The organism is Nocardia sp. NPDC050408, from assembly GCF_044458905.1.
Taxonomy (GTDB): domain Bacteria; phylum Actinomycetota; class Actinomycetes; order Mycobacteriales; family Mycobacteriaceae; genus Nocardia.
On the sequence record NZ_JBITIL010000004.1, the window covers coordinates 7964 to 32836 of the forward strand.

The 24873-nt window shown below is 65.3% G+C and carries 1 protein-coding gene; it reads left to right on the forward strand.

Annotation, left to right across the window (positions count from 1 at the left end):
- Positions 1–358: 358 nt before the first annotated feature.
- Complete coding sequence (locus ACIBJI_RS13345; RefSeq protein WP_397084280.1) at positions 359–24859, forward strand: non-ribosomal peptide synthase/polyketide synthase; 24501 nt, start codon at positions 359–361, stop codon at positions 24857–24859.
- Positions 24860–24873 lie beyond the last annotated feature (14 nt).

The following is a 24873-nucleotide window of genomic DNA, read 5'->3' on the forward strand; positions in this document are numbered from 1 at the left end:
GACATAGCTCATGGCTATGAAGTCGGTAGACTGCTCGAGGAAGCTGTCAGATAGCTGTTGCATGTGAGCCTGTGTTGCTTTGCCAGATGTTCGAAGTGTCCGACTTTTCAGATTTCGAGATGCTGGGAGACGTCGACAAATGGGAGTTTTGGGGTTCCGTCGCACTAGAACGTCGGCGCCCGAGTTGATTCCAGGCGCGGACTTGGAGAGCCGCACGCTGTGCTGACCGGCGCGCTCCAGATCAGAGATTTGGGCGCTGCTTCGACCTAGATGAAGTGCAGATACAGGAAATTTCGGGCACGGGTAGGGGTGTGGTCTGCCGTGTTCCAGTGCCTCCGAGTCTGAGTGAGAGGTTTAGATGGATCTGAAGTCAGCCGAGACTGCTGACCCTCAGCTGGATTTGGAGTCAGCCGAAACTGCTGATCCTCAGCTTGATCTGATTCCGCTATCGCGGGCGCAGTACGGCATGTGGCTCGCGGACAACCTCTCGGGCAGGCCGGCGGTGAACATCGCACACTACATCGAGATCGAGGGGCCGATCGACGTCGACGCATTCACCAAGGCGGTGAACGACGCCGGTCAGGAAACCGAATCGCTTGGTGTTCGGGTAGTTGAATCGAACGGCGTCCCATATCAATTCGTCGACCGCAGCATTACGTACGACGAGTCCGTGCTCGACCTCAGCGGCGAGGACGATCCGTTCGCAGCGGCAATGGAATGGATGCGGCGCGACTACAACACCAAGGCTGTCGATTTGAGCCGTGACCGGCTCACCGCGATGCGGCTGATCCAGCTCGCTGAAGATCGGTACCTGTGGTACGCGCGTGCCCATCACCTCGTCGTTGATGGCTACGCCGCGTTCAACGTCGTGACCCGGATAGCCGAGCACTACAACGCCTTGCTCGAAGGCCGGCCGGTTGTACCGCTGAAGGCGGCCGGATTGCGCGACATCATTGAGGCGGAGCGCGCCTATCGAGCTAGCTCGCGGTTCGACACCGACAAGGCATACTGGCTCGACAAGGTTGCCGATCTGCCGACGCCGACAAGTCTGTCCGGTCGCACAGCCCGGTGGAGCAAGGTCGATAATGTTGCGAGCCTGCAGCTTCCGTCGCGATTGGCCGACATGCTCGACCGTTTCTGCGACAACCTGCACGCATCGCCCGCGCAAGTGGTCATCGCAGCCTTCGCTGCGTTCCTCGCCCGGATGACCGGTACCGACGATGTGGTGTTGTCGATGCCAGTAAGCGCTCGTGTGACGAAGCGCCTGCGCAATGCTGCCGCGATGTTGGCGAACATGGTGCCGATTCGGTTCACTATGGACGCGACGACCACTGTGGAGCAAATAATCCACGCGTCCGTATCTGAGCTCGTCTCCGCGATGCGGCATCAGCTTTATAGGTTCGAAGATCTGCGTCGCGATTCGAATGCGTTGGACGCGTCGGCGAACTCGTTCGGTCCGATTGTCAATATCCTCTTCTTCGACTCGGAGATTCGCCTCGGGTCGGCCCTCGGCCGCTATCGGGCACTGACGTCGGGTGCGCTGGATGATCTGCAGCTGAATCTGTACCGTTCCGGAGCCGACGCTCCACTGCTGATCGAACTTCACGGCAATGCGAATTTGTACAGCCAGGATGAACTCGATGCGCACGCAGGTCGGTTCGTCGCTTTCTTGCAGCGATTGATGGATTCGCCCATCGCAACCTCTTTGGTCGAGATCCCGATTGTGGACGCCGCCGAAGAGGCGCGCATCGTTGGGCAGCTCGCCGGGCGTGACGGCGCAACAGGCACAGCGACGCTCGTAGATTTGCTGACGCGGCAGGCCGCCGCCACACCATCGGCAGTGGCCGTCACTTCGGGGGAGACCGCCCTGACCTATCGCGAGCTGGACGAGCGATCCAACCGGTTCGCCCGCACGCTCATCGCTCTCGGGGCCGGGCCGGAATCACTGGTAGCCATCGCGATGCCACGGGACGCCGATCTCATCGTCGTCACGCTGGCCGTCCTGAAGTCGGGCGCGGGGTACTTGCCGTTGGACGCCGCGCATCCGGCTGACCGGCTCGAATATGTGCTGAACGACGCCGATCCGATCGCCGTCGTTACGACTCGCAGTATGCGCGAATACGTGCCGAGAAATCCCGGACGGGTGGTGCTGTTCGACGGCGGGGTCGGCGACCAGTCAGCGGCACCGATCACGGACGCCGATCGGCCAAGCCAACTGTGCCCCGACAACGTCGCATACGTCATCTATACCTCCGGATCGACAGGTCGGCCCAAAGGCGTGGCGATCGCCCATCGCGCCGTCGCGACGTACCTGGTGAACGCGTGCGCTGAGATCGGTGTCCGGACTGAAGATGTGTGGACATTGTTCCATTCGTTTGCGTTCGACTACTCGGTGTGGGAGATCTTCGGCGCATTGGTCAGTGGTGGCCGAGTGGTCGTCGTGGACAGCCTCACCACACGCTCACCGGACGATGTCGTGCGCTTGGTGGCGCTCGAGAAGGTGACCATCTTCAACCAGACGCCATCCGCGTTCCACCAATTCGCCGTGGCGCGGCAGCGTTACGCGGACGCCGGTGAGCCCGACGGTGAGCTTTCGGTGCGACTGGTCATTCTCTCGGGCGAACGTCTCGACCCGGCGGGGCTGGCGGACTGGTACGGGCACAACCCGAAGCTTCCTGTGCTGGCCAACAGCTACGGCATCACCGAAACCACGGTCTTCGTCACCTACCTCGGCCTGACACCGCAGATCGCGATGCCGGGGGCGCCGAGCACGATCGGCCCGGCGCTGCCGGGGCTGCGCACATATGTACTGGACGAACGATTGCGCCCGGCGCCGCTGGGAGCCTGGGGGGAGATTTACGTCGCCGGAACGCAACTCGCTCGGGGCTATCTCAACCGGCCTTCACTTACTGCCGGACGGTTCGTGGCCAACCCGTTCGGCGAGCCGGGCGAGCGGCTCTATCGCAGCGGCGATATCGCACGATGGAATCACAAGGGTGAGCTTGAATACCGCGGCCGTGGCGATCGGCAAGTGCAGCTGCGCGGGTTCCGCATCGAGCTCGACGAGATCCGTAACGCACTGCTGACCCACAGCGCGGTCTCAGCGGCAGTCGTCATCGTGCATCTGCCCGGCACGGAGGCGGCCCGGCTCGTCGCCTATGTCGTGCTCACCGGCGAAATTGCCGCTGGGGCCGACGCCCTGCGCGCGCATGTCGCGGCGATGCTGCCGGAATACATGGTCCCAGCCGCCGTGGTGGAGTTGTCCGAGTTGCCGCTGACCGTCAACGGCAAGGTCGACTATCGGGCGCTGCCTGAGCCGGTCTTCGATTCGGCCGCGGCCTACGTTGCGCCGAGCACCGTTATGGAGGAGACGATCGCGGATGTCTTCGCCGAGGTGCTGGGTTTGGAGCGGGTAGGCGCGCGGGACAGTTTCTTCGAACTGGGTGGCAATTCGCTCACCGCGACCAGCGCTGCCGTACGGATCGCCGAGCTGACCCGATCCGATGTGTCGGTCCGGGATCTGTTCGGCAAACCGACCGTCATCGAACTCGCCGCGCACGTCGACGCCGAGCACCGCCCCGGCCGGCTCGCGTTGCGCGCGCAGCCACGCGTCGAGCCGATTCCGTTGTCGCCGGCGCAGAACCGAATGTGGCTGATCAATCAGGTCGATCCCGCCTCGGCGGCCTACAACATTCCAGTGGTGGTTCAGCTGAGCGGCCGTCTCGACGTCGCTGCGCTGCACGCGGCCCTGACGGATGTGATCGATCGGCACGAATCCCTGCGCACCGTCTATCCAGTCGTGAATGGAGTAGGGACACAGCTCGTTCTGCCGGTCGAGCACGTTGTCGCGGGTCTCGATCTGTCGCCGGAACCGATCGACTCCGCCGACATCGCGCATCGGCTCCGTGACTTGGCGTCGACCGGGTCCGACGTGCGTACGAGTCCCCCGATCCAGGTCACGCTTCTCACGTCCGCGGACCGGCGTCGGCATGTGCTGGTTATCGTCTTGCACCATATCTGCTGCGACGGATCGTCGCTTCGACCGCTCGCGGCCGATGTCGTGACGGCCTATGAAGCGAGGTCGGAAGGAAAGACACCGGACTGGCAGCCCCTGACGGTGCAATATGCCGACTACAGCATCTGGCACCGCCGCTTGCTCGGTGACGAGAACGATCCGGAGTCTTTGGCGGCACGTCAGTTGCGTTTCTGGGCAGCGCAGTTGGCGGGGATGCCGCCGTTGCTGGAGCTGCCCACCGACCGTCCGCGCCCTGCTCACCAGTCCATGCGCGGCGACGTCGCCGACACCGTGATACCGGCCGAAACCTTCGCCGGGATCGAGCGGTTGGCTCGCACAGCCAACGTCACTACTTTCATGGTCGTCCATGCCGCCCTGGCGGTTGTGCTGGCCCGGCTCTCGGGCTCGCAGGACATCACCATCGGGACGCCCGTCGCGGGCCGCGGCGAGCGGGCGTTGGAACCGCTCATCGGCATGTTCGTGAACACGGTGCCGCTGCGCACCCAGGTACGTTCCGGCAAATCGTTCACCGCGTTTCTGGCGCAGGTCAAAGAGATCGATGTCGATGCCTTTGCCAATAGCGACCTGCCCTACGAACGCGTAGTGGATGAAATCGATCCCACGCGGTCGACTGCGCATGCCCCGCTGTGTCAGGTATATCTCGCGTTCGAGAACATGGACCGCCCGCGTCTGGAGTTATCCGACCTCGCAGTCGAGGTCCTGGATCCTGGGCCGCAGCCGGCCAAGGTGGACATCATCGTCACCGTCGCCGAAAACACCGCCGCGGGAGGCGATGTCGCACTGCGGATCAATTACGCCACGGATCTGTTCGATCGGGCGACGGTCGAGGAGCTGGCCGCGCGGCTGAATCGGGTACTTGATGCGGTCGTGTCCAACCCGCAGGCCCGGTTGGGTGGTGTGAATGTGCTCTCGAGGGGCGAGCGAGCAGGGTTGGTGCCCGCGTCGGGTGGCCATGCCGAGGCACCGAGGGCGTTGGCGGAGGTGTTGTCGGTACGGGACCTGGGCGCGGCGGCAGTGGTTTTCGGCGAGCGCACGGTGTCGTATGGGGAGTTGGATGCCTGGTCGAACCGTCTTGCGCGGCAGTTGATCGGGTCGGGGGTAGGCCCGGGGGATCAGGTCGCGTTGGCGATGGCGCGGTCGGTGGAGTTCGTGGTGGGGATATGGGCGGTGACCAAGGCGGGCGCGGCGTTCGTGCCGGTTGATCCGAGAAATCCGGCCGATCGGGTCGCGCTCATGGTGGCCGATGCCGATGTCCGGGTGGGAATCACCGTCGAGGCCGCCCGAGACCTGCTTCCGGATTCTGTCCGGCAGTTGGTGCTCGACGATCCAGACACCACGGTCTGCATCGCCTCGCAGTCCTCGGCGGCGGTGACCGATGCAGATCGGGTGCGGTCCTGCCATATCTCGGACACGGCGTATGTGCTGTACACCTCGGGTTCGACGGGGACGCCGAAAGGTGTCGCAGTCACCCACGAGGGATTGGCGAATTTCGCAGCCGAGCAGCGGGAGCGTTACTGGGTCGACAGTTCCTCGCGGGTGTTGCAGTTGGCGGCACCGGGTTTCGACGCGGTTGTTCTGGAGTTGCTGATGGCTCATGCGAACGGTGCGGCGTTGGTGGTGTCGCCGCCGGAAGTCTTCGCAGGGCAGGACTTGGCGGAATTGATTCGGGCGCAGCGGGTGTCTCACGCATTCGTGACGCCGAGCGTGCTGGCGACGATGTCGCCGGCCGGTTTGGATTCGCTGCGGGTGCTGGTGGCCGGTGGGGAGGCGGTGTCGGCGGAGACGGTCGCGGTATGGGCACCTGGTCGGCAGTTGTTCAATGGGTATGGGCCGACCGAAACCACGATCATGGTCGCGATCAGCGACCCGTTGGGTGTCGGAGACCGCGTCACCATCGGTGGCCCGATTCGTGGTGTCGAGGCCGTGGTACTGGATGCCGACCTGCAGCCGGTGCCGGTCGGCGTGACAGGACAGCTCTATGTGTCCGGAGCGCAGCTGGCCCGCGGATATCTCAACCGGCCGGTCGCTACGGCCACCACCTTCTTGGCCAATCCGTACGGTCCCCCCGGTACCCGTATGTACCGGACCGGCGACCTGGTCCGCTGGACACCGCAGGAAACTCTGGAATACCTCGGTCGCACCGACTTCCAGGTCAAGATCCGGGGCCAGCGCATCGAGCTCGGCGAAATCGAGGCCGTCCTCGCCGCGCACCCCGACGTGGCGGTAGCGGTGACGGTGGGCGTCGCGACCGACGGCGGGTCGAGACTGGCCGCCTACGTCGTGCCGATCGACACCGTCGATACCGCGGAGCTGCTGGGCTACGCTGCCCAACGCCTGCCGTCGCACATGGTCCCGGATGTGGTGATGGTGCTGGACACGCTGCCGCTGTCGTCGGTGGGCAAGATCGACCGTGCGGCATTGCCCGAGCCGGTATTCGCCGCCACCACAATCGAATTCGTTGCACCTCGCGATGCTGCCGAGCAGATCGTCGCCGACGTGTGTGCCGCGGTGCTGGGGATCGAGCGCGTGGGCGTCTTCGACAGTTTCTTCGATCTGGGCGGAAACTCGTTGTCGGCTACACGGGTAGCGGCACAACTGAGCGCTGCGTTCGGTGTCGATGTTTCGTTGCGCGCGATCTTCGATGCGCCGACCATCGCCGCTTTAGCGGAGAATCTCCGGACCAGCGACGCGGCGAGACGGGAACCCCTTGCGCCGCAGGAGCGCCCGGTCCGAATCCCGCTGTCGCCCGCGCAGGCGCGCATGTGGTTCCTCAATCAGTTCGACACGAGCTCTGCGCTGTACAACATTCCGATGGTCGTCCACATGTCGGGAGACCTCGACGTGGCCGCCATGCACGCGGCGATCGCGGATGTGCTCGACCGGCATGAATCCCTGCGCACCGTCTACCCGGACAGCGACAGCGGACCCCACCAGGTGGTCGTCTCGGTGGAGACGGCACTGCCCAGGCTGGCGCCGTTGCCGGTCGCGGCGAGCGAGGTCGAGGCAAGCATTGCCGCGGAGGTGAGCGCCGGGTTCGATATCACAGCCGAGGTTCCGTTCCGGACCACCTTGCTGCGCAGCGCACCTGACGACCACACCCTGGTGCTCGTCGTCCATCACATCAGCTTCGACGGGTCATCGCTCGCGCCGCTTGCCGCAGATCTGATGGCCGCATACAAAGCCCGCATCCGGCAACAGGTACCGCTGTGGGCGCCGTTACCTGTGCAATACGCGGACTACGCTCTGTGGCAACGAAAATTGCTCGGCACCGAGAGCGACCCGCACAGCCAGACCGTCGCCCAAATCGACTACTGGCGTGCGGCTCTCGCCGATTTGCCCGAGGTGCTCGACCTGCCTACCGATCGCGCGCGTCCGGCGAAACAGTCGTTCCGTGGTGCGACGGTGTCGATGATGGTGCCCGCAGATCTGCATCGTGAGGTAATCGCGCTGGCCCGCCGCCACGACGCGACGGTCTTCATGGTGATGCACGCGGCTTACGCCGCGCTGCTGGCGCGGCTGTCGGGAACCGGTGACATCGCGGTCGGCACACCGATCGCCGGCCGCGGCGAGCCTGGACTCGATGCTCTGGTCGGAATGTTCGTCAATACGCTGGTATTGCGGACACGCATCGAGCCTGCCGCGTCCTTCCTGCAGGTACTCGATCAAGTCCGGGCCACCGATCTGGCCGCCTTCGAGAACTCCGACATCCCGTTCGAGCGGCTCGTCGAGGTGCTGAATCCGCCGCGCACGACAGCACATGCGCCGTTGACCCAAGTCGGATTCTCGTTCCAGAACATCGAGATCCCGACGATGGGGTTCGAGGGCCTGACGGTTTCGGCCCGAATGGTTGATCCGAGCGTAGCCAAGTACGACCTGCATCTGAATCTCGTCGACGCGCTGGGGCCGGACGGTGAACCGGACGATATGGCAGTCGAATTCGGTTATGCGACAGACCTGTTCGATGAGGCGACGATCTCCTCGATCTTCGACCGTTACCTGCACCTGCTGCAGGCAATCGTCGTCGATCCCGCCCGCGTTGTCGGTGATATCGATCTACTGACCGCAAGAGAGGTGCGCGAGCTGACCGCGCGGTCGACCGGTGACACGACGCCTCCGTCGTCCGCGACGATCGCGCACCTGTTCACCACGCAGGCGACGGCGACCCCGGACAGCACCGCGGTGGTTGATGCAGAGGGAGGCGGCCGACTCAGTTACCGACAATTCGCGGCGAGGGTGAATTCGCTGGCACGCGCGCTGATCGGACGGGGCGTTGGCCCGGGAACCGTTGTTGCCGTCGCGATGCGTCGCTCCGTTGATCTGCTGACCACGCTGTACGCGATCCATGCGGCGGGCGCGGCCTATCTGCCTCTGGATCCGGAACACCCAGTCGACCGGGTGCGCGCGGTCCTCACCGACGCGATGCCGAATGCTGTCCTCACTCGGCCGGTCGACGAGGCGAATTTGCCCGATGACGTGCCGGTGTGGACGTTAGAGCAGTTCGGTATCGAGCACGTGGATACGTCGAAGGTGACCGACGCCGACCGGACCCGTGCTTTGCGTCCGGACGATCTGGCCTATGTCATTTACACCTCGGGTTCGACGGGCGTGCCGAAGGGTGTGGCGGTAACGCATGCCGCGGTGGTGAATCAACTGCGGTGGCTGCGGGATCAGTATGGGCTCGGCGGCGACGACGTGATGCTGCTGCGCACGCCGTTCACCTTCGACCTGTCGGTCTGGGAGCTGTTTTCCGCATTGACCTGCGGCGCGGCGGTGGTTGTCGCGGGTCCCGACGCGCACCTCGACCCGGACGCCGTGGCCCGACTGATGGGCGACTATCGAGTCACGACTATGGATTTCGTGCCGTCACTGCTCTCCGCATTCCTCGAGCAGGCTGCTGGGCGCGAGTTCCCAGACCTGCGGCGGGTACTGTGCATCGGCGAGGCGCTGCCGGCTGACACCGTTCGCCGCTTCCGGGATCTCAGCCCGGCGCGCATCGACAACCTGTACGGGCCGACGGAGGCCGCGGTCAGCGTCACCTACCATCGCATCGACGCACTCGACGGCGTCGCAGTGCCGATTGGCGTCCCCGAGGCGAATGTGGTTGTGCGCGTTCTGGATTCGCGGTTGCGTCCAGTTCCGGTCGGGGTTACCGGTGAGCTTTACCTGGGTGGGATCCAGCTGGCTCGCGGTTACCACGAACGTCCTGGTCTCACGGCAGCGACGTTCGTCGCCGACCCCTGCTCCGGTGCGAGTGGTTCTCGGCTGTACCGCACCGGCGACCTGGTCCGCTGGGACGCGGATGGCAGCCTGCGCTATGTCGGCCGCGCCGACACCCAGGTCAAGATGCGCGGTCTGCGGATCGAACTCGGTGATATCGAAGCCGCGCTGATCGCCCACGAGCAGGTGAACGCGACCGTCGTGCAGGTGCGCACCGATCGCGGCGAGCAGCGCTTGGTGGCCTACGTGGTGGCCACAGAGGCGTTGGATATCAAGCGGGTCCGCAGCTTTCTGCTCGAACGGCTGCCAGCGTATATGGTGCCAACCTCGCTGATCCGGATCGACGCGATCCCGCTCACGGCCAACGGCAAGGTCGACTACCGAGCGTTGCCGGTGCCGGATCCGAGAAACCAGGAAGCCGGGTATCGCGCGCCGCAGGGACTCGTCGAGCAGGCGGTCGCCGGGATCTTCGCCGAGCTGCTCGATCGCCCGGAGATCGGCGCGGACGACAACTTCTTCGCCGTGGGCGGAAATTCGCTCATCGCGACGCGCGCGCTGAGCCGGATAGGCGATGTCGTCGGCGTGGCGGTACCGGTGCGGGTGATATTCGAGGCGCCCACCGTTGCCGACCTCGCCGAACGTATCTCGCGGCTGCGTGCGGTACCGAACCTGCCCGAGCCGACTCCGAAGCCGCGTCCGGACCGTGTTCCACTGTCGCAGGCACAAGCAAGGATGTGGTTCCTCAACCAGTTCGATCCGGATTCACCCGGATACGTTGTGCCGCTGGCGATCCGACTCGACGGTGTGCTCGACATAGCTGCCCTCACGGCGGCCGTCGGTGATGTGATCGAGCGGCATGAGAGCCTGCGCACGGTGTATCCGGCTGTTGATGGCACGCCAACGCAGGTTGTGCTCGACGCGGCCGACGTTGTCGGGACCTGGGATCTCACGCCGCAGCCGGTCGGTGAGCGCGCGCTGTCGGACCGGTTGGCCGAGTTCTCGGGTGCCGGATTCGACGTGTCGAAGGGCGCGCCACTGCGTATTGCGTTGTATCAGCTGTCCGACCAGTCATGGGTGGTTGCGTTAGCCATCCACCACATCAGTTGCGACGGCTTTTCGGTAGCGCCATTGGCTGCCGATATCGTGACGGCCTACCGTGCGCGGTCCAGTGGTAACCCGCCGGACTGGGCTCCGCTGGCCGTACAGTTCGCCGATTACGCCCTCTGGCAGCGGGAGGTGCTCGGCTCGGCGGACGACCCGGACTCGTGTGTGGCCCGCGATATCGGCTATTGGCAGACTCAACTCGCGGGTATCCCCGATGTGATCGAATTGCCGACCGATCGGCCGCGGCCGATTGTGCAGACACAGCGTGGTGCGGTCGAGCATGTCACGATCCCCGGTGAGCTGCAGGGCCGATTGGAGGCGCTGGCGCGGCGAGCCGAGGCGACGACGTTCATGGTCGTGCACACGGCGCTGGCAGTATTGCTGTCGAGGCTTTCGGGCAGCGACGACATCGCCATCGGTGTGCCATATGCGGGCCGCGGTCACCGATCACTCGACAACCTTGTCGGGATGTTCGTCAACACATTGGTGATGCGCACCCGGGTCACGGTGGATCAATCGTTCTCGAGCCTGCTGAACCAGGTGCGGCGCACAGATATCGAGGCATTCGACCATGCCGCCGTCCCATTCGAGCAGTTGGTCGAGGCAGTCAATCCCGCGCGGTCGACAGCCCATACACCGTTGTTCCAGGTCATGCTCGCCTACCAGAATATGGTGCAGGCGCGTGTCGAACTTCCGGGCCTCACCGTCGAGAACGTGGATCCGGGCGACAGGGCCGCGATCTACGACCTGCTGCTGATGATGACCGAGGGCCACGGCGCCCACAACGAGCCGACCGGCATGACGCTGCGCCTGACCTATGCCACGGACCTTTTCGACGCGGACTCCGTACGGCGTTTCGCCGAACAATTCGTGCGGGTACTCGACGCGGCCGCGACCGATACCGATACGGCGGTCGGCGCGATAGAGCTGCTCGATGCCGCCGAGCGGCACCTGGTGCTGGAGCGATGGAACGACACCGCGGCTCCCGCCGCGGCAGGCCGGACCCTGGTTGACGCCTTCGACCAGCAGGTCATTCGCACTCCGGACGCTCCGGCTATCCGCGTCCCCGACGGCACCGTGTTGACCTACCGGGATTTCGATACCCGCGTCAACCGTGTCGCCCGATGGCTCATCGCGCGCGGTGCCGGCACGGAAAGTGTTGTGGCGGTGTGCATCCGGCGATCGATTGAGCAAATCACGGCGCTGTACGCGGTGGTGAAGGCGGGCGCTGCGTTCCTTCCGCTAGATCCGGATCATCCAAGCGCGCGAATCGCTGATGTGCTGAACGCGGCGCGGCCGCTGATGGTGCTCACCACATCGGCCGACGGCGAGGAACTTCCGGATGGATTCGCGACCGCGCGGATCGATCGAGTGGACGTGGCCGGTCTTCCCGATGCCCCGATCACCGATTCGGAGCGCCGCGCGCCGCTGCGGCCAGCCAATGTGGCCTACGTCCTGTTCACCTCCGGCTCCACTGGTGTTCCCAAGGGCGTCGCGCTGACCCATGCCGCGACCGTGAGCCAGTTGGCATGGGCACAGCAGCAGTGGCCGCACGACGCCTCCGACATGATCCTGTACAAGACACCGATCACGTTCGACATCGCGGTATGGGAGTTGTTCTGGCCGTTACAGACCGGTGCGCAGATCGTGGTCGCCGAACACGACGGGCACCGCGACCCGGCGTACCTTGCCGGTGTCATCGCGCGACACCGGGTCACTACCGTGCATTTCGTACCCTCGATGCTCGACGTTCTCCTCGAAACCACCGCTGTCACGGAGCTGCCATCGATCCGGCGAGTACTCGTCGCCGGTGAGGCGCTGGCGCAGCGCACTGTCGACGCCGCGGCGCGGGTGTTCACGAATGCCGAGGTGGTGAACTGGTACGGCCCGGCCGAGGCGGAAGTCGTCACGGCTGCACGCTGCTTGTCGGGTGTGACGACCCGTGCGATGGTTCCGATCGGTACGCCGGTATCGGGAATGCGGATCTACGTCCTGGACTCGCGGTTGCGGCCGGTGCCGGTGGGTGTGGTCGGCGACCTGTACATCTCCGGTATCCAGCTGGCGCGCGGTTATCACGCTCGCACCGACCTCACCTGCAGTGTATTCGTAGCGAACCTGTTCGGTGCTGCAGGTGAGCGGCTCTATCGGACCGGTGACCTGGTCCGGTGGACGAAAGCTGGTGAGCTGGATTACCTGGGCCGCAGTGATTTTCAGGTCAAGGTCCGTGGTCAGCGGGTGGAACCAGGTGATATCGAAGCGGCGCTGTCCGCGCTCCCGGATGTCGCACGCGCCGTCGTCGTTGCCACGGCCGAACGCATCGTCGGATACGTGACGCTCGTATCCGGTGCGGTGACCGATGGGCGCGCGATTCGCGACCAGCTCAACCGCTCACTTCCTTCGTACCTGGTTCCGGCCGCTGTACAGGTGCTCGATGCGATGCCGCTGACACCGAACGGCAAGCTCGATCGAGCTGCCCTGCCGCAGCCAGTGTTCGACGATGGCGAGGAATTCGTGCCGCCCCGCACCGAATACGAAGCGGCCCTCGCCGAAATCGTTGCCGCGCTTACGGATATCGACCGAGTGAGCGTGACGGCGAACGTTTTCGAGATCGGGGTCAACTCGCTTACCGCTGCCCGCATCGCGGCGCGAGCCGCCGCGGCGCTCGGTGTCGATGTCGGCATCCGCGATGTCTTCGAGGAGCCGACGATCGCCGGATTGGCCCAATGCCTCGGCAGGCGAACCGGTTCCACGGTGGTTCCGCTTGCAGCCCGGCCACGCCCGGCGGCGGTCCCGTTGGCGGCGGCGCAACGGCGGATGTGGTTCCTCAACCAGTTCGACACCGCTTCGGCGGCATACAACATCTGTTTCGCGGCGCGGTTGACAGGCCAGCTGAATGTCGATGCATTGCGGGCGGCATTACTCGATGTGGTATCCCGGCACGAGCCCCTGCGCACGCTGTACCCCGCTGTCGACGGCGAACCGTGCCAGGTCGTGCAGGACATTGCGGCTGTGGCCAGGGGCCTGGTGTTGGAGCCGGCGTCGGTCGCCGACGAGGCGGAGCTGGCCGACCGGATTCGGCATGCCGTCGGGACGGGTTTCGATGTCGCGGAATCGGCGCCCGTACGGGCCAGGCTGTATCGCACCGGCACCGACGAGCATGTGATCGTGGTCGTGGTCCATCACATCGCCGCCGACGGCTCATCTATGGCCCCGCTGGCCCGTGATGTCTTCGCTGCCTACCAAGCGCGTGTGAATCACGAAGCGCCGCAATGGGAACCACTGGAAGTCCAGTACGCCGACTACGCGATATGGCAGCGCGAGATACTCGGCACCGAGGACGATCCGGCGTCGCTGATAGCGCGCCAGATCGCCTACTGGATCGAGGTTCTCGGTGACGCCCCGGAACTGCTCAACCTGCCGACCGATCGGCCACGGCCCGCCACCATGTCGATGGCCGGTGGCATCGTCCGCTTCGCGATGTCGGCGCGGCTGCACGATGACATCGTGCGGCTGGCACACCGTGAGGGCGTCACCGTGTTCGTCGTGCTGCACACGGCATTGGCGATCCTGTTGGCGCGCACCGCGCACAGCGAGGACATTACGGTCGGCACCCCGGTCGCCGGTCGAGGCAACCAGGTGCTGGACGATCTGGTCGGCATGTTCGTCAACACCGTGGTGTTGCGCACGCGTATCCGCGAGAACCTGTCGTTCCGGGAACTTCTGGCCCAGGTGCGCGATGTGGACCTCGAGGCCCTCGCGCACGCCGATGTGCCCTACGAACGACTGGTCGATGTCCTCGACCGTCCCCGGTCCACGGCGTATACGCCGCTGTATCAGGTGATGTTCGGGTTGCAGAACATGCGCGCTGCCCGGTTCGACCTGCCCGGTATCGATGTCGAACTGCTCGACCCCGGCTTGGCGCAGGCCAAAACCGACCTCACCGTGCTGGTGACTGAACGCGTCGACGGTGAGCGGCCGGCTGGCATCGATGGCGAGATCACCTATGCGAGGGACCTTTTCGTCGCATCGACAGCGGAGTCGTTCGCCGAGAGGTTCGTCCGGGTCCTCGAAGCGGTCGCCGTCGATCCGGGGCGCGCGGTGGGCGATATCGATCTGCTCGGTGCAGCGGAGGCCCAACGGCTGGTCCCGGCACGTGGTGGTGCGACCACGTCGCCGTGTCTGCTGCCTGAACTGTTGGCCGAGGCCGTGGCAACAGATCCGGCGGCGATGGCCCTGCTCGGGGATACTGAGACCCTCACCTACCTCGAGCTCGATCGCCGGTCCAACCAGCTCGCCGCGCACCTACTCGCCCGAGGGGTCGGACCAGGGGTATTCACGGCGCTGGCCGTGCCGAGGTCGGTCGACTACCACGTCGCCATGTGGGCGATAGCGAAGACCGGTGCCACGTTCGTCCCCGTGGATCTGCGATATCCCGTGGAGCGGATTGCGCACATGGTGAACGATTCCGGTGTCACCGTGGGGATCACAGTCGCGGCCGCGCACACCTCGCTTCCGGGAGATGTCGGATGGGTGGTGCTCGACGACCTGGATTCGGCCGCCGAGATCGCCGCGCAACCGAGCCAGGCCGTCACGGATGCGGATCGCGCGCGGGCACTGCAGATTCAGGATGCGGCGTATGTGATCTACACGTCCGGTTCGACCGGGATACCGAAGGGTGTCGTGGTGACGCATGCGGGATTGGCCGGATTCGCGGCCGAGCAGCGTGCGCGTTATCGCGTGGACGCCACCTCGCGTGTGCTGCAAGTGGCGGCGCCCGCCTTCGACGCGGTGCTGCTCGAAGCGTTGATGGCGTGTGCGGCCGGCGCTTGCCTGGTCGTGTCGCCGCCGGAGGTGTACGGCGGCCCGGATCTGGCCGCACTTGTTCGTGCGCATCGGGTGACGCATGCGTTCCTGACACCCAGCGTGCTGGCGACGATGGCACCTGCGGACTTCGCGTCGGTGCGGGTGCTGGCGGTCGGCGGTGAGATGGTGTCGGCGGACCTGATCGCGGCTTGGGGGCCGGGGCGGCAATTGCACAACATCTACGGCCCGACGGAGACGACGATCGTGACCACGATCAGCGATCCGGTGCAGCAGTCCGAGGTGATCACCATTGGTGGTCCGATCCGTGGTGTCGAGGCTGTGGTGTTGGACTCGCTGCTGCGTCCGGTGCCGGTTGGGGTGACCGGGGAGCTGTACCTTTCCGGTGCCGCATTGGCGCAGGGCTATCTGAGTCGCCCTGCCGCGACAGCGGGTGCGTTCGTGGCCAATCCCTACGGCGAGCTGGGATCACGGATGTATCGCACCGGCGACATCGTGCGCTGGACGGCGAAGGGTGCGCTGGAATACATCGGCCGCATCGACTTCCAGGTCAAGATCCGTGGCCAGCGCATCGAACTCGGCGAGATCGACGCCGCACTGCTTTCGCATCCGAAGGTGGCTGCTGCTGTCACGGTGAGCCATAAGGGATCCGGTGGGCAACCGATGCTCGTCGCATACGTCGTGGCCGAACCCGCGTCCGTCGTCGAGCCGAGCGCCGTGCTCGAACACCTCGCCGCGGTATTGCCTGCGTACATGGTGCCGTCGACGATTACCGTGCTCGACCACATGCCGCTCGCCTCGACTGGCAAGGTGGACCGAAAAGCGCTGCCGGACCCCGTTTTCGAGATCGATGACGACGATGCCGTCGCCGCGGCGACCGAACTGGAACGCACTATTGCCGCCGCCTTCGCGGACGTGCTCGGCATCGCGTCGGTGGGCGCGACGACCTCGTTCTTCGCGCTCGGCGGTGATTCCATCATGTCGATCCAGTTGGCATCGCGGCTGAAGACAGCGGGTGTCATCGTGACGGCTCGCGATATTTTCGAGCGCAAGTCCGTTCGGGGGCTCGCACAGGTCGCCGCGGCTGCGGAACGGGTGACTCTGGCGGAACTGCCTGGCGGTGGCGTGGGCGAGATCCCCTTCACGCCGATCGTGTCGTGGTTTGTCGAGCGGCTCGGGCCAGCCGATCGGTTCGCGCAGTCCATGCTGGTGCGCTTGCCGAGGGACGCACGAGTCGGTGACGTTACCGCGACCGTGCAGGCGGTGCTCGACCAGCACGACATGCTGCGCTCGCGGCTGCGCGAACGATGCATGGAGGTGCTTCCCGTGGGCGCCGCCGATGCCGCAGGCTCGGTGTTCGTCCGAACCTTCCGGGCGCATGAGGTGCCGGGCAGCGACGGCTTCACCGCTGTGGTGGAAGCGGCGCTGGCCGAGGCGTCCGACCGACTCGATCCCGCCGAGGGCCGGATGCTGCAGGTCGTATGCCTGCTTCCCGAATCGGGCGTCGAAGCCGATGCCCGCGCCCTTATCGTGATTCATCACCTGGCTGTCGACGGGGTGTCGTGGCGGATTCTGTTGCCCGACTTTGTCACCGCCTGGCAGCAGATCAGCCAGGGACGCGCAGTCGAGTTGCCGACACAGGGCACATCTATGCGGCGGTGGGCACACGCGTTGAGCGCCGCCGCGGCTGCCCGCGGCGGTGAGTTCGAGCTGTGGCAGCGGATGAGTGCGGCGGCCGATCCGCTAATCGGGAGTGCGGAATTGGATCCCGCCGTGGACACCCAGGCGACGGTGCGGCATCTGACGGTGTCCATCCCGACCGCAGTGACCTCGGCGTTGCTGGACACGGTGCCGCGAGCCGTGCGCGGCAGCGTCGATGATGCGCTGCTGGCCGCTCTGGCCGTGGCGCTGGCCGGTTGGCGCCGCCACCGCGGCATCACGCACCCGGGTATGAAAGTCCTCTTGGAAGGACACGGCCGCGAAGAGCAGATCGCCGCAGGCGCGGATATCTCACGCACCGTGGGCTGGTTCACCAATGCATACCCAGTCGCGCTCGACCTCAGTGGAATCGACTGTGCGGACCTGCGCGCGGCAGTGAAGTCCGTCAAAGACCAGCTGCGCGAAATCCCCGACAAGGGCATCGGTTACGGCCTGCTGCGCTATATGAACACCGACACGGCCGACCGGCTCGCGTCGGCGTCCCAGCCGCAGATCAGTTTCAACAATCTGGGCCGGGCCGGCGTCGACCTCACATCGATGTCGGACCTCGCGTGGGTTCCGACCGACGAGCAGTTCGATCGGCGGGCCGCCTTCGATCCGGATATGCCTGCCGCAGCGGTGATCACGATCGATGTGAACATCGTGGACACCGCGGCGGGACCTGAGCTGTCGGCACATGTCGGCTACGCCTCGCGGCTACTCGAACACGACGACGTGGCCGAACTCGTCGACGGATGGGTCGCCGCCGTGACCGAGATCGCCAGCATCGCTCGTGCAGACGACGAATGGGGACTGTCGCGCGCAGATGTTGCGCTGGTCGACCTCACGCAGCGCGATCTGGATATGTTCGCCGACCGGTACGGTCGGCTGAGCGAGGTATGGTCGCTGGCGCCGCTGCAGGAAGGTTTGCTGTTCCACGCCGAATTCGCGGCGGGCCAACTCGATGTCTACACGGCGCAATCGGTACTCACTCTTACCGGTGCGGTCGACGAGAATCGGCTCGAGCGTGCCGCGAAAGCCTTGCTTGGGCGGCATCCCAACCTGCGGGCCGCATTCACACGAACCGCCGATGGTGTACCCGTGCAGGTTATTCCGGCTACCGCCACGGTGCGCTGGCTCAACGTCGATCACTGTGGCAACAAAAGGGAGTTGGATGAGCTGATCGAAGCCGAGCGGGCGGTCGTGTTCGATCCCGCCGACCCGCCGCTGCTGCGGTTCCTGCTTGTTGCCGTCGGGCCGCACGAGTTCCGGCTGGTGTTGACCGCGCACCATCTTCTGCTCGACGGCTGGTCCTTGCCGCTGCTGTGGCGTGAATTGATCAGTTTGTATGCCGTGGCCGCACAGTCGGAGCTGCTTCCCCCGGCGACCTCGTACCGCGATTACTTGGAATGGCTGAGCCTGCGCGATCGCGCCAGCAGCATCGAGGTGTGGCGGGACGCGCTGCGGGACTTCAGCGAGCCCACATTGATTGCGGATCCACACACGGCGACGACCGCGGACACCCCGATCGATCTGCCGATCGTTCTCGATCGTGCCGCGACGGCAGAGTTGGTGAAATTCGCGCGAGAACGAGCGGTGACGATGGCGACGATCGTGCAGTTCGCCTGGGCCGTGGTGCTGGGCAATCTGCTCGGTGTCGAACGGGTGGCCTTCGGCGGCACGGTATCCGGCCGCCCGGCCGAACTGCCGGGCGTCGAGTCGACGATCGGTCTGTTCATCAATACGATTCCGGTCGCCGCCGATGTGCGGCGGGATCTCCCGATCGAGGACGCGCTGCGCCTACTGCAAGCGAATAACACCCGCCTGCTCGACCACCACTACCTCGAACTTTCACAGATCATGGTGGCCGCAGGCAGCAGTCAACTGTTCGACACTCTGGTCGTGTTCGAGTCGTATCCGGTCGACAGCAGTGGCCTGGGCGATGCCGACATCGACGGTATGCGGGTGGTCGCGGCGGATGGCCGCGACGCAGCGCACTACCCGATCACCGTGCAAGCACACAACACCGACGAGTTGCACGTCCGAGTCCGCTACCAGCGGGCCCGCGTCGACGAGGTGACAGCGGCTGGTCTCGCGGACCGTCTCGAAACTGTGCTGCGTGCGGTGACGACCGATCCGACCAAGCGACTCGGTGCGATCGATCTGTTGTCCGCGGACGAGCGGCGGGAGCTTGCGCCTGGTTCCGGTGGCAGCGCAGTGGCACCGTGCGTAATGGCGGAGCTGCTGTCCGCGGGCGTGGCGGTCGGTCCCGATGCGGCGGCCGTTGTTTTCGGCGGGCGTACCGTGTCCTACGCGGAATTGGATGCCTGGTCCAACCAAGTGGCGCGCCAGTTGATCGCGTGGGGCGTCGGCCCGGGAGCTCAGGTCGCGCTGATGATGCCGCGGTCGGTGGAATTCGTGGTCGGCCTGTGGGCAGTGACGAAAGCGGGCGCGGCGTTCGTGCCCGTCGATTCCCGGAATCCATTCGAGCGCGTCGCGCACATGGTGGCGGATGCCGAGGTGCAGGTGGCGGTCACAGTCGAGGCGTTGCGGGAGCTGCTGCCGGACACGGTGCGCCCGCTCGTCCTCGATGACGCGGACACCGCGAAGTCGATCGCCCTGAGATCGGCGGCCGCCGTGACCGACGGTGAGCGCATGCGTACGCCGCACGTCCGAGATGTGGCATACGTGATCTACACCTCCGGCTCGACCGGAACGCCGAAGGGCGTCGCCGTCACCCACGAGGGGCTGGCGAATTTCGCAGCCGTGCAGCGGGACCGGTTCGGTGTGGACACTGGTTCGCGAGTGCTGCAGACCGCTGCTCCGGGCTTCGATGCGATGGTCCTCGATATGCTGCTCGCCCACACCGCCGGTGCCATGCTCGTGGTGCCGCCGCCAACGGTATTCGGGGGCGACGAGCTGGCCGAACTGATTCGCGCACAGCGGATTTCGCATACTTTCATTACACCGAGCGTGCTGGCGACGATGTCGCCGACCGGTATGGATTCGCTGCGGGTACTGATGGCCGGTGGAGAGGCGGTGACACCGGAAACAGTCGCGACGTGGGCGCCGGGCCGGACCCTGTTGAACGGGTACGGTCCGACCGAAGCCACGATTCTGGCGGGTATCAGTGCTGCGCTGCTCCCGGGTGGTGCGGTGACCATCGGCGGACCGATCCGTGGTGTCGAGGCTGTCGTGTTGGATGCGTGGTTGCGGCCGGTGCCGGTCGGGGTCGTAGGAGAGTTGTACCTCGCGGGTGTGCAGCTGGCGCGCGGATATGTGAACCGGGCCCCTGCTACAGCCGGTGCATTCGTGGCGAATCCATTCGGTGCGGCCGGTTCGCGCATGTACCGCACCGGCGACCTGGTCCGCTGGACACCGGAGCACACGCTGGAATACCTCGGACGGCGCGATTTCCAAGTGAAGATCCGCGGTCAGCGCATCGAACTCGGTGAGATCGAAGCTGTTCTGGCCGAACATCCCGGGGTCGAACACGCGGTCGTGCTGTTGCGGAAGGACCAGCGCGGCATAGATCGTCTCGCCGGTTACCTTGTCGTCGGCGAGGATGTGGATCCGGACGAGGTTCGGGCCACCGCGCGGTTGCGACTGCCCGCGCACATGGTGCCCGACGTGTTCATGGTGCTCGCCGAGATTCCACTCACAACGTCCGGCAAGCTCGACCGCTCGGCGCTTCCCAGCCCGGAATTCGCGGCCGGTCGGAAATGGGTCGCGCCACGCACTGACGCAGAGCGGCGCATCGCCCACGTGTTCGCAAGCGTATTGGGCGTCGACAGCGTAGGGGCGACGGACAGTTTCTTCGACCTCGGTGGCGATTCGCTGTCGGCGACACGGGTGACTGCCCAGTTGAGCACGGCACTCGGAGTGCGTATCGGGGTCCGAGACCTGTTCGAGGCACCTGTGGTCGCCGAACTCGCCTCCCGCCTGCAGACTTTCGACCACAACACCCGAATGCCACTGACGCCGCGACTGCGGCCCCCGCTCGTACCGCTGTCACCGGCGCAGCAGCGGATGTGGTTCCTCAATCAGTTCGACACCACGGTCGGCGCGTACAACATCCCGCTGGTGATCCGGCTGCGGGGCGAACTCGACACCGATGCGCTGCGGCGCGCGTGCGAACTGGTCATCGACCGCCACGAGTCGCTGCGGACCAAGTTCCCGATGACCAACGGACAGCCGTATCAGGTTGCGGTCGCCGCGGATGAGATCGCATCCGTACCGACTCCCGTCCGGGTGGACGAAAAGCATTTGCTGGAACGAGCGATCGCCGTAGTCTCGACGGGCTTCGATGTGCGCCAGGCACCCCCGTTGCGTATCGAATTGTTCTCGGTCGATGACCGGGACCATGTTCTGGTCATCTGCGTGCACCACATCTGCGCCGACGGCCAGTCGATGATGCCGCTCGCGCGGGATGTAGCACTGGCGTACGAGGCGAGTAGGCAAGGGACAGAACCGATGTGGCCGGCCCTTCCGGTCCAGTACGCCGATTACGCTCTGTGGCAGCGGGAGGTGCTCGGCTCGGCGGACGACCCGGACTCGGTCATGTCCCGGCAGTTGCGATTCTGGAAAGACACCCTCAACGGGTTGCCCGAGGTGCTGGAACTGCCGACCGACCTGCCCCGGCCACCGGTAGCGTCCATGCGCGGCCGCGCCGTCGATTTCGAGCTTCCCACGCAACTGCACGAACGGATCATTGCTGTCGCGCGCGCCGCGAACGCCACAGTCTTCATGGTCCTGCACGCCGCGCTGACCGTCCTGCTGTCCAAGCTGGCCGGCGTCGACGACGTCGCGATCGGCACCCCGGTGGCCGGCCGTGGCGAGCGTGAGCTCGATGATCTGATCGGTATGTTCGTCAACACGCTGGTATTGCGGTCACGGGTGCGGACCAGCCAGCCGTTCGCCGAATTGCTCGCCGCGACCCGTGACACGGACCTGGCCGCGTTCGCGCATGCGGAAGTTCCCTTCGAACAAGTCGTGGAAGCGATGAATCCGCCCCGGTCGACTGCGCATCTTCCGCTGTATCAGGTGACCCTCGACGTCCAGAACCTGAGCAAGGCCGCGTTGGAGCTGCCGGGCCTGCGCATCGAGCCGCTGGAAAACGGCTTCGAGCAGGCACAGGCGGATCTGAGCATGAAGCTGGTCGAGCAGCTCGATGATCGAGGCCGTCCGTATGGCGTGGTAGGTCGGCTCACCTTCGCTACCGATCTGTTCGTCGAAGAGACGATGACTCGGGTCGCACACGCATACATACAAATTCTGGAGGAGGTGACCGCGAATCCGGCGGGTGCGGTCGGCGATATCGAGATCGTCGATGCGAAGCAGCGCCGCGAATTGCTCGACTCGGCAGGGGAAGACGGCGTCGTGGTCGCCGACGCGACGCTCGTGGATCTGTTCGCTGCCCGAGTCCTGGCCCAGCCGGATGCGGTCGCGGTATCCGACGGTGCGTCACAGTTGACCTATGCGGAGCTGGATCGGCAGGCCACCCACGTCGCGGCTCGGCTGATCGAGCAGGGAGTCGGGCCGGAATCACTGGTGGCCGTGGCGTTGCCGCGCTCGATCGAGTTGGTCGTGGGCCTGATCGCGGTGGTGCGAGCGGGCGCTGGGTATCTGCCACTGGATGTTGCGTATCCGCCGGACCGATTGCGGTTCATGCTCGACGACGCACGTCCGGCCGCGGTGTTGACATCGGTCGAGATGGCATCGGCGGTGCCGCAGTACGCCGCGCCGGTGGTGCTCATCGAGGATAGTGCGGACGCGACAGCGGACGGCTGCGATCCGGTGCCGCCGAACCTGCGACTGGACAACGTGGCCTATGTGATCTACACCTCAGGATCGACCGGCCGCCCCAAGGGAGTGACGGTCAGCCATCGCGAAGTGGTCACGTTGTTCGCCAACACGGCCGAACGCTTCGATTTCGGCCCGGATGACGTGTGGACGATGTTCCATTCGTACGCCTTCGATTTCGCGGTGTGGGAAATGTGGGGAGCGCTGCTGTCCGGTGGCAGGCTGGTCGTTGTCGACTACCCCACATCCAGATCGCCGGAGGCGTTCGTGGATCTTGTGGCCCGAGAGGGCGTGACAGTGTTGAGTCAGACCCCGTCGGCGTTCTACGGGTTCGCTGCGGCAGAGCGCGAGTATCGCGAATCCGCTTGTAGCGCTGGCAAACTCGCTTTGCGCTACGTCGTATTCGGCGGCGAGGCACTGGATGCGTCCCGCTTGACCGGATGGTTTGCAGCGCACGAGCCGGGATCGCCGCGACTGATCAACATGTACGGGATTACCGAGACGACGGTACATGTCACGTTCACCGAGATCGGTAGGAAAGACGTGGCCGGGATCGGATCGCCGCTGCCGGGGTTGCGCGTATACGTGCTCGACGACAGGCTGCGCCCGGTGCCGATCGGCGTCGCCGGGGAGATCTATGTGGCCGGTGAGCAATTATCGCGAGGCTACCTGGGGGCCCCGGCTTTGACGGCGGGACGATTCGTGGCCAATCCTTTCGATCCGCAGGGTGGCCGGTTGTATCGGACCGGCGATGTCGGCCGGTGGAAGAAGACCGCCACCGGGCTCGAGTTGAACTACGTTGGCCGGGCCGACGCACAGGTGCAGTTGCGTGGTTACCGCATCGAGTTGGGCGAGGTGGAGTCGGCGCTGCTGCAGCACCCGCACGTGACGCGGGCCGCCGTGGCGGTGCACCGCCACGCCTCGGGTGTCGATCAGTTGATCGGTTACGTCGTGGGCATCTACGGCCAACCGATCGATCCGGGCCAGGTCCGGGAGGTCGCTGCCCAGATACTGACGAGCTACATGGTGCCCTCGACAGTGATGGTGTTGCCCGATCTGCCGTTGACCGTCAACGGCAAACTCGATCGAAACGCATTGCCCGCTCCCGATTTCGATGTATCGGTGGACGAGTTCGTCGCCCCGCGGAGCCACACCGAGAAAGTGATCAGCGACGTTTACGCGCAGGTCTTGAGCGTCCAGCGGGTCGGGATATCGGATGGCTTCTTCGACCTGGGCGGCAATTCGCTGCTGGCCACGATGGTGGTCACCGAACTGCGTGCTCGCGGTGTGACGATCGCGTTGCCATGGATGTTCGATGATGCGACACCGAAGGCCCTGGCGCGCAAGGTCGATGAGGCCGAGGGCGGCTCCGGTCTGGAGGTACTGCTTCCGCTGCGTGCCAGCGGCTCGAAGCCTGCCGTATTCGGTGTGCACCCCGCCGGGGGATTGGCGTGGTTCTACGGCGGCGCGGTCGAACATTTGGACAAGGATCGACCGGTATACGGCTTGCAGGATCCGCACGTCGTGGCGGGCGAACCACGCGCGGACTCTGTGAATGAATTGGCCGAGCGGTATGTAGCCGAGATTCGCCGAGTACAGCCGAGCGGACCGTACCACCTGCTCGGCTGGTCGTTGGGCGGGCAGATCGCGCATGCGATGGCGGTAAAGCTCCAACGCGGTGGTGAACTCGTCGGAACGCTGGCCATGCTGGATACCTCCGTCGACCCAGCGGATCTGTCGGCCGCCTCGACGATCACCACCGTGGACGAGCCCGCTCCGGGACAGCTAATGGCGGACCTGCTCGGCGGTTGGCGGGAGCTGTTCGACCTTGGTGACGCGGTGAAGGTGGACACCCATGACCAAGCGTGGGCAGTCATCCGTGACCAGGTGGTCGGCACTGGGCTGTTCACCGCCGAACAGACGGACCGAGTGATGGAGAGTTTCGAGACAGCGGGCAAAATCGCGGCCGATCACCGGCCAGAAGTTTTCGAAGGAGACTTGCTCTTCTTCACCGCGGGCAAAGACCGCATGGACCACGACGCTCTCGTGCAGGCATGGCACCCGTACGTGACAGGCAACCTTCACAACAAGGTCGTCGACGCACGCCACCTCGAGCTCAGCCACCCGCATGCTATGGCCGTCATAGGCCCGATCCTGGAAAGGTTCATGAACGAATGCTGATCACCGCCCAACCG

Coding starts and splice junctions, on each gene's coding strand:
- ACIBJI_RS13345 (WP_397084280.1), top strand. CDS start 359: ATGGATCTGAAGTCAGCCGAGACTGCTGACCCTCAGCTGGATTTGGAG.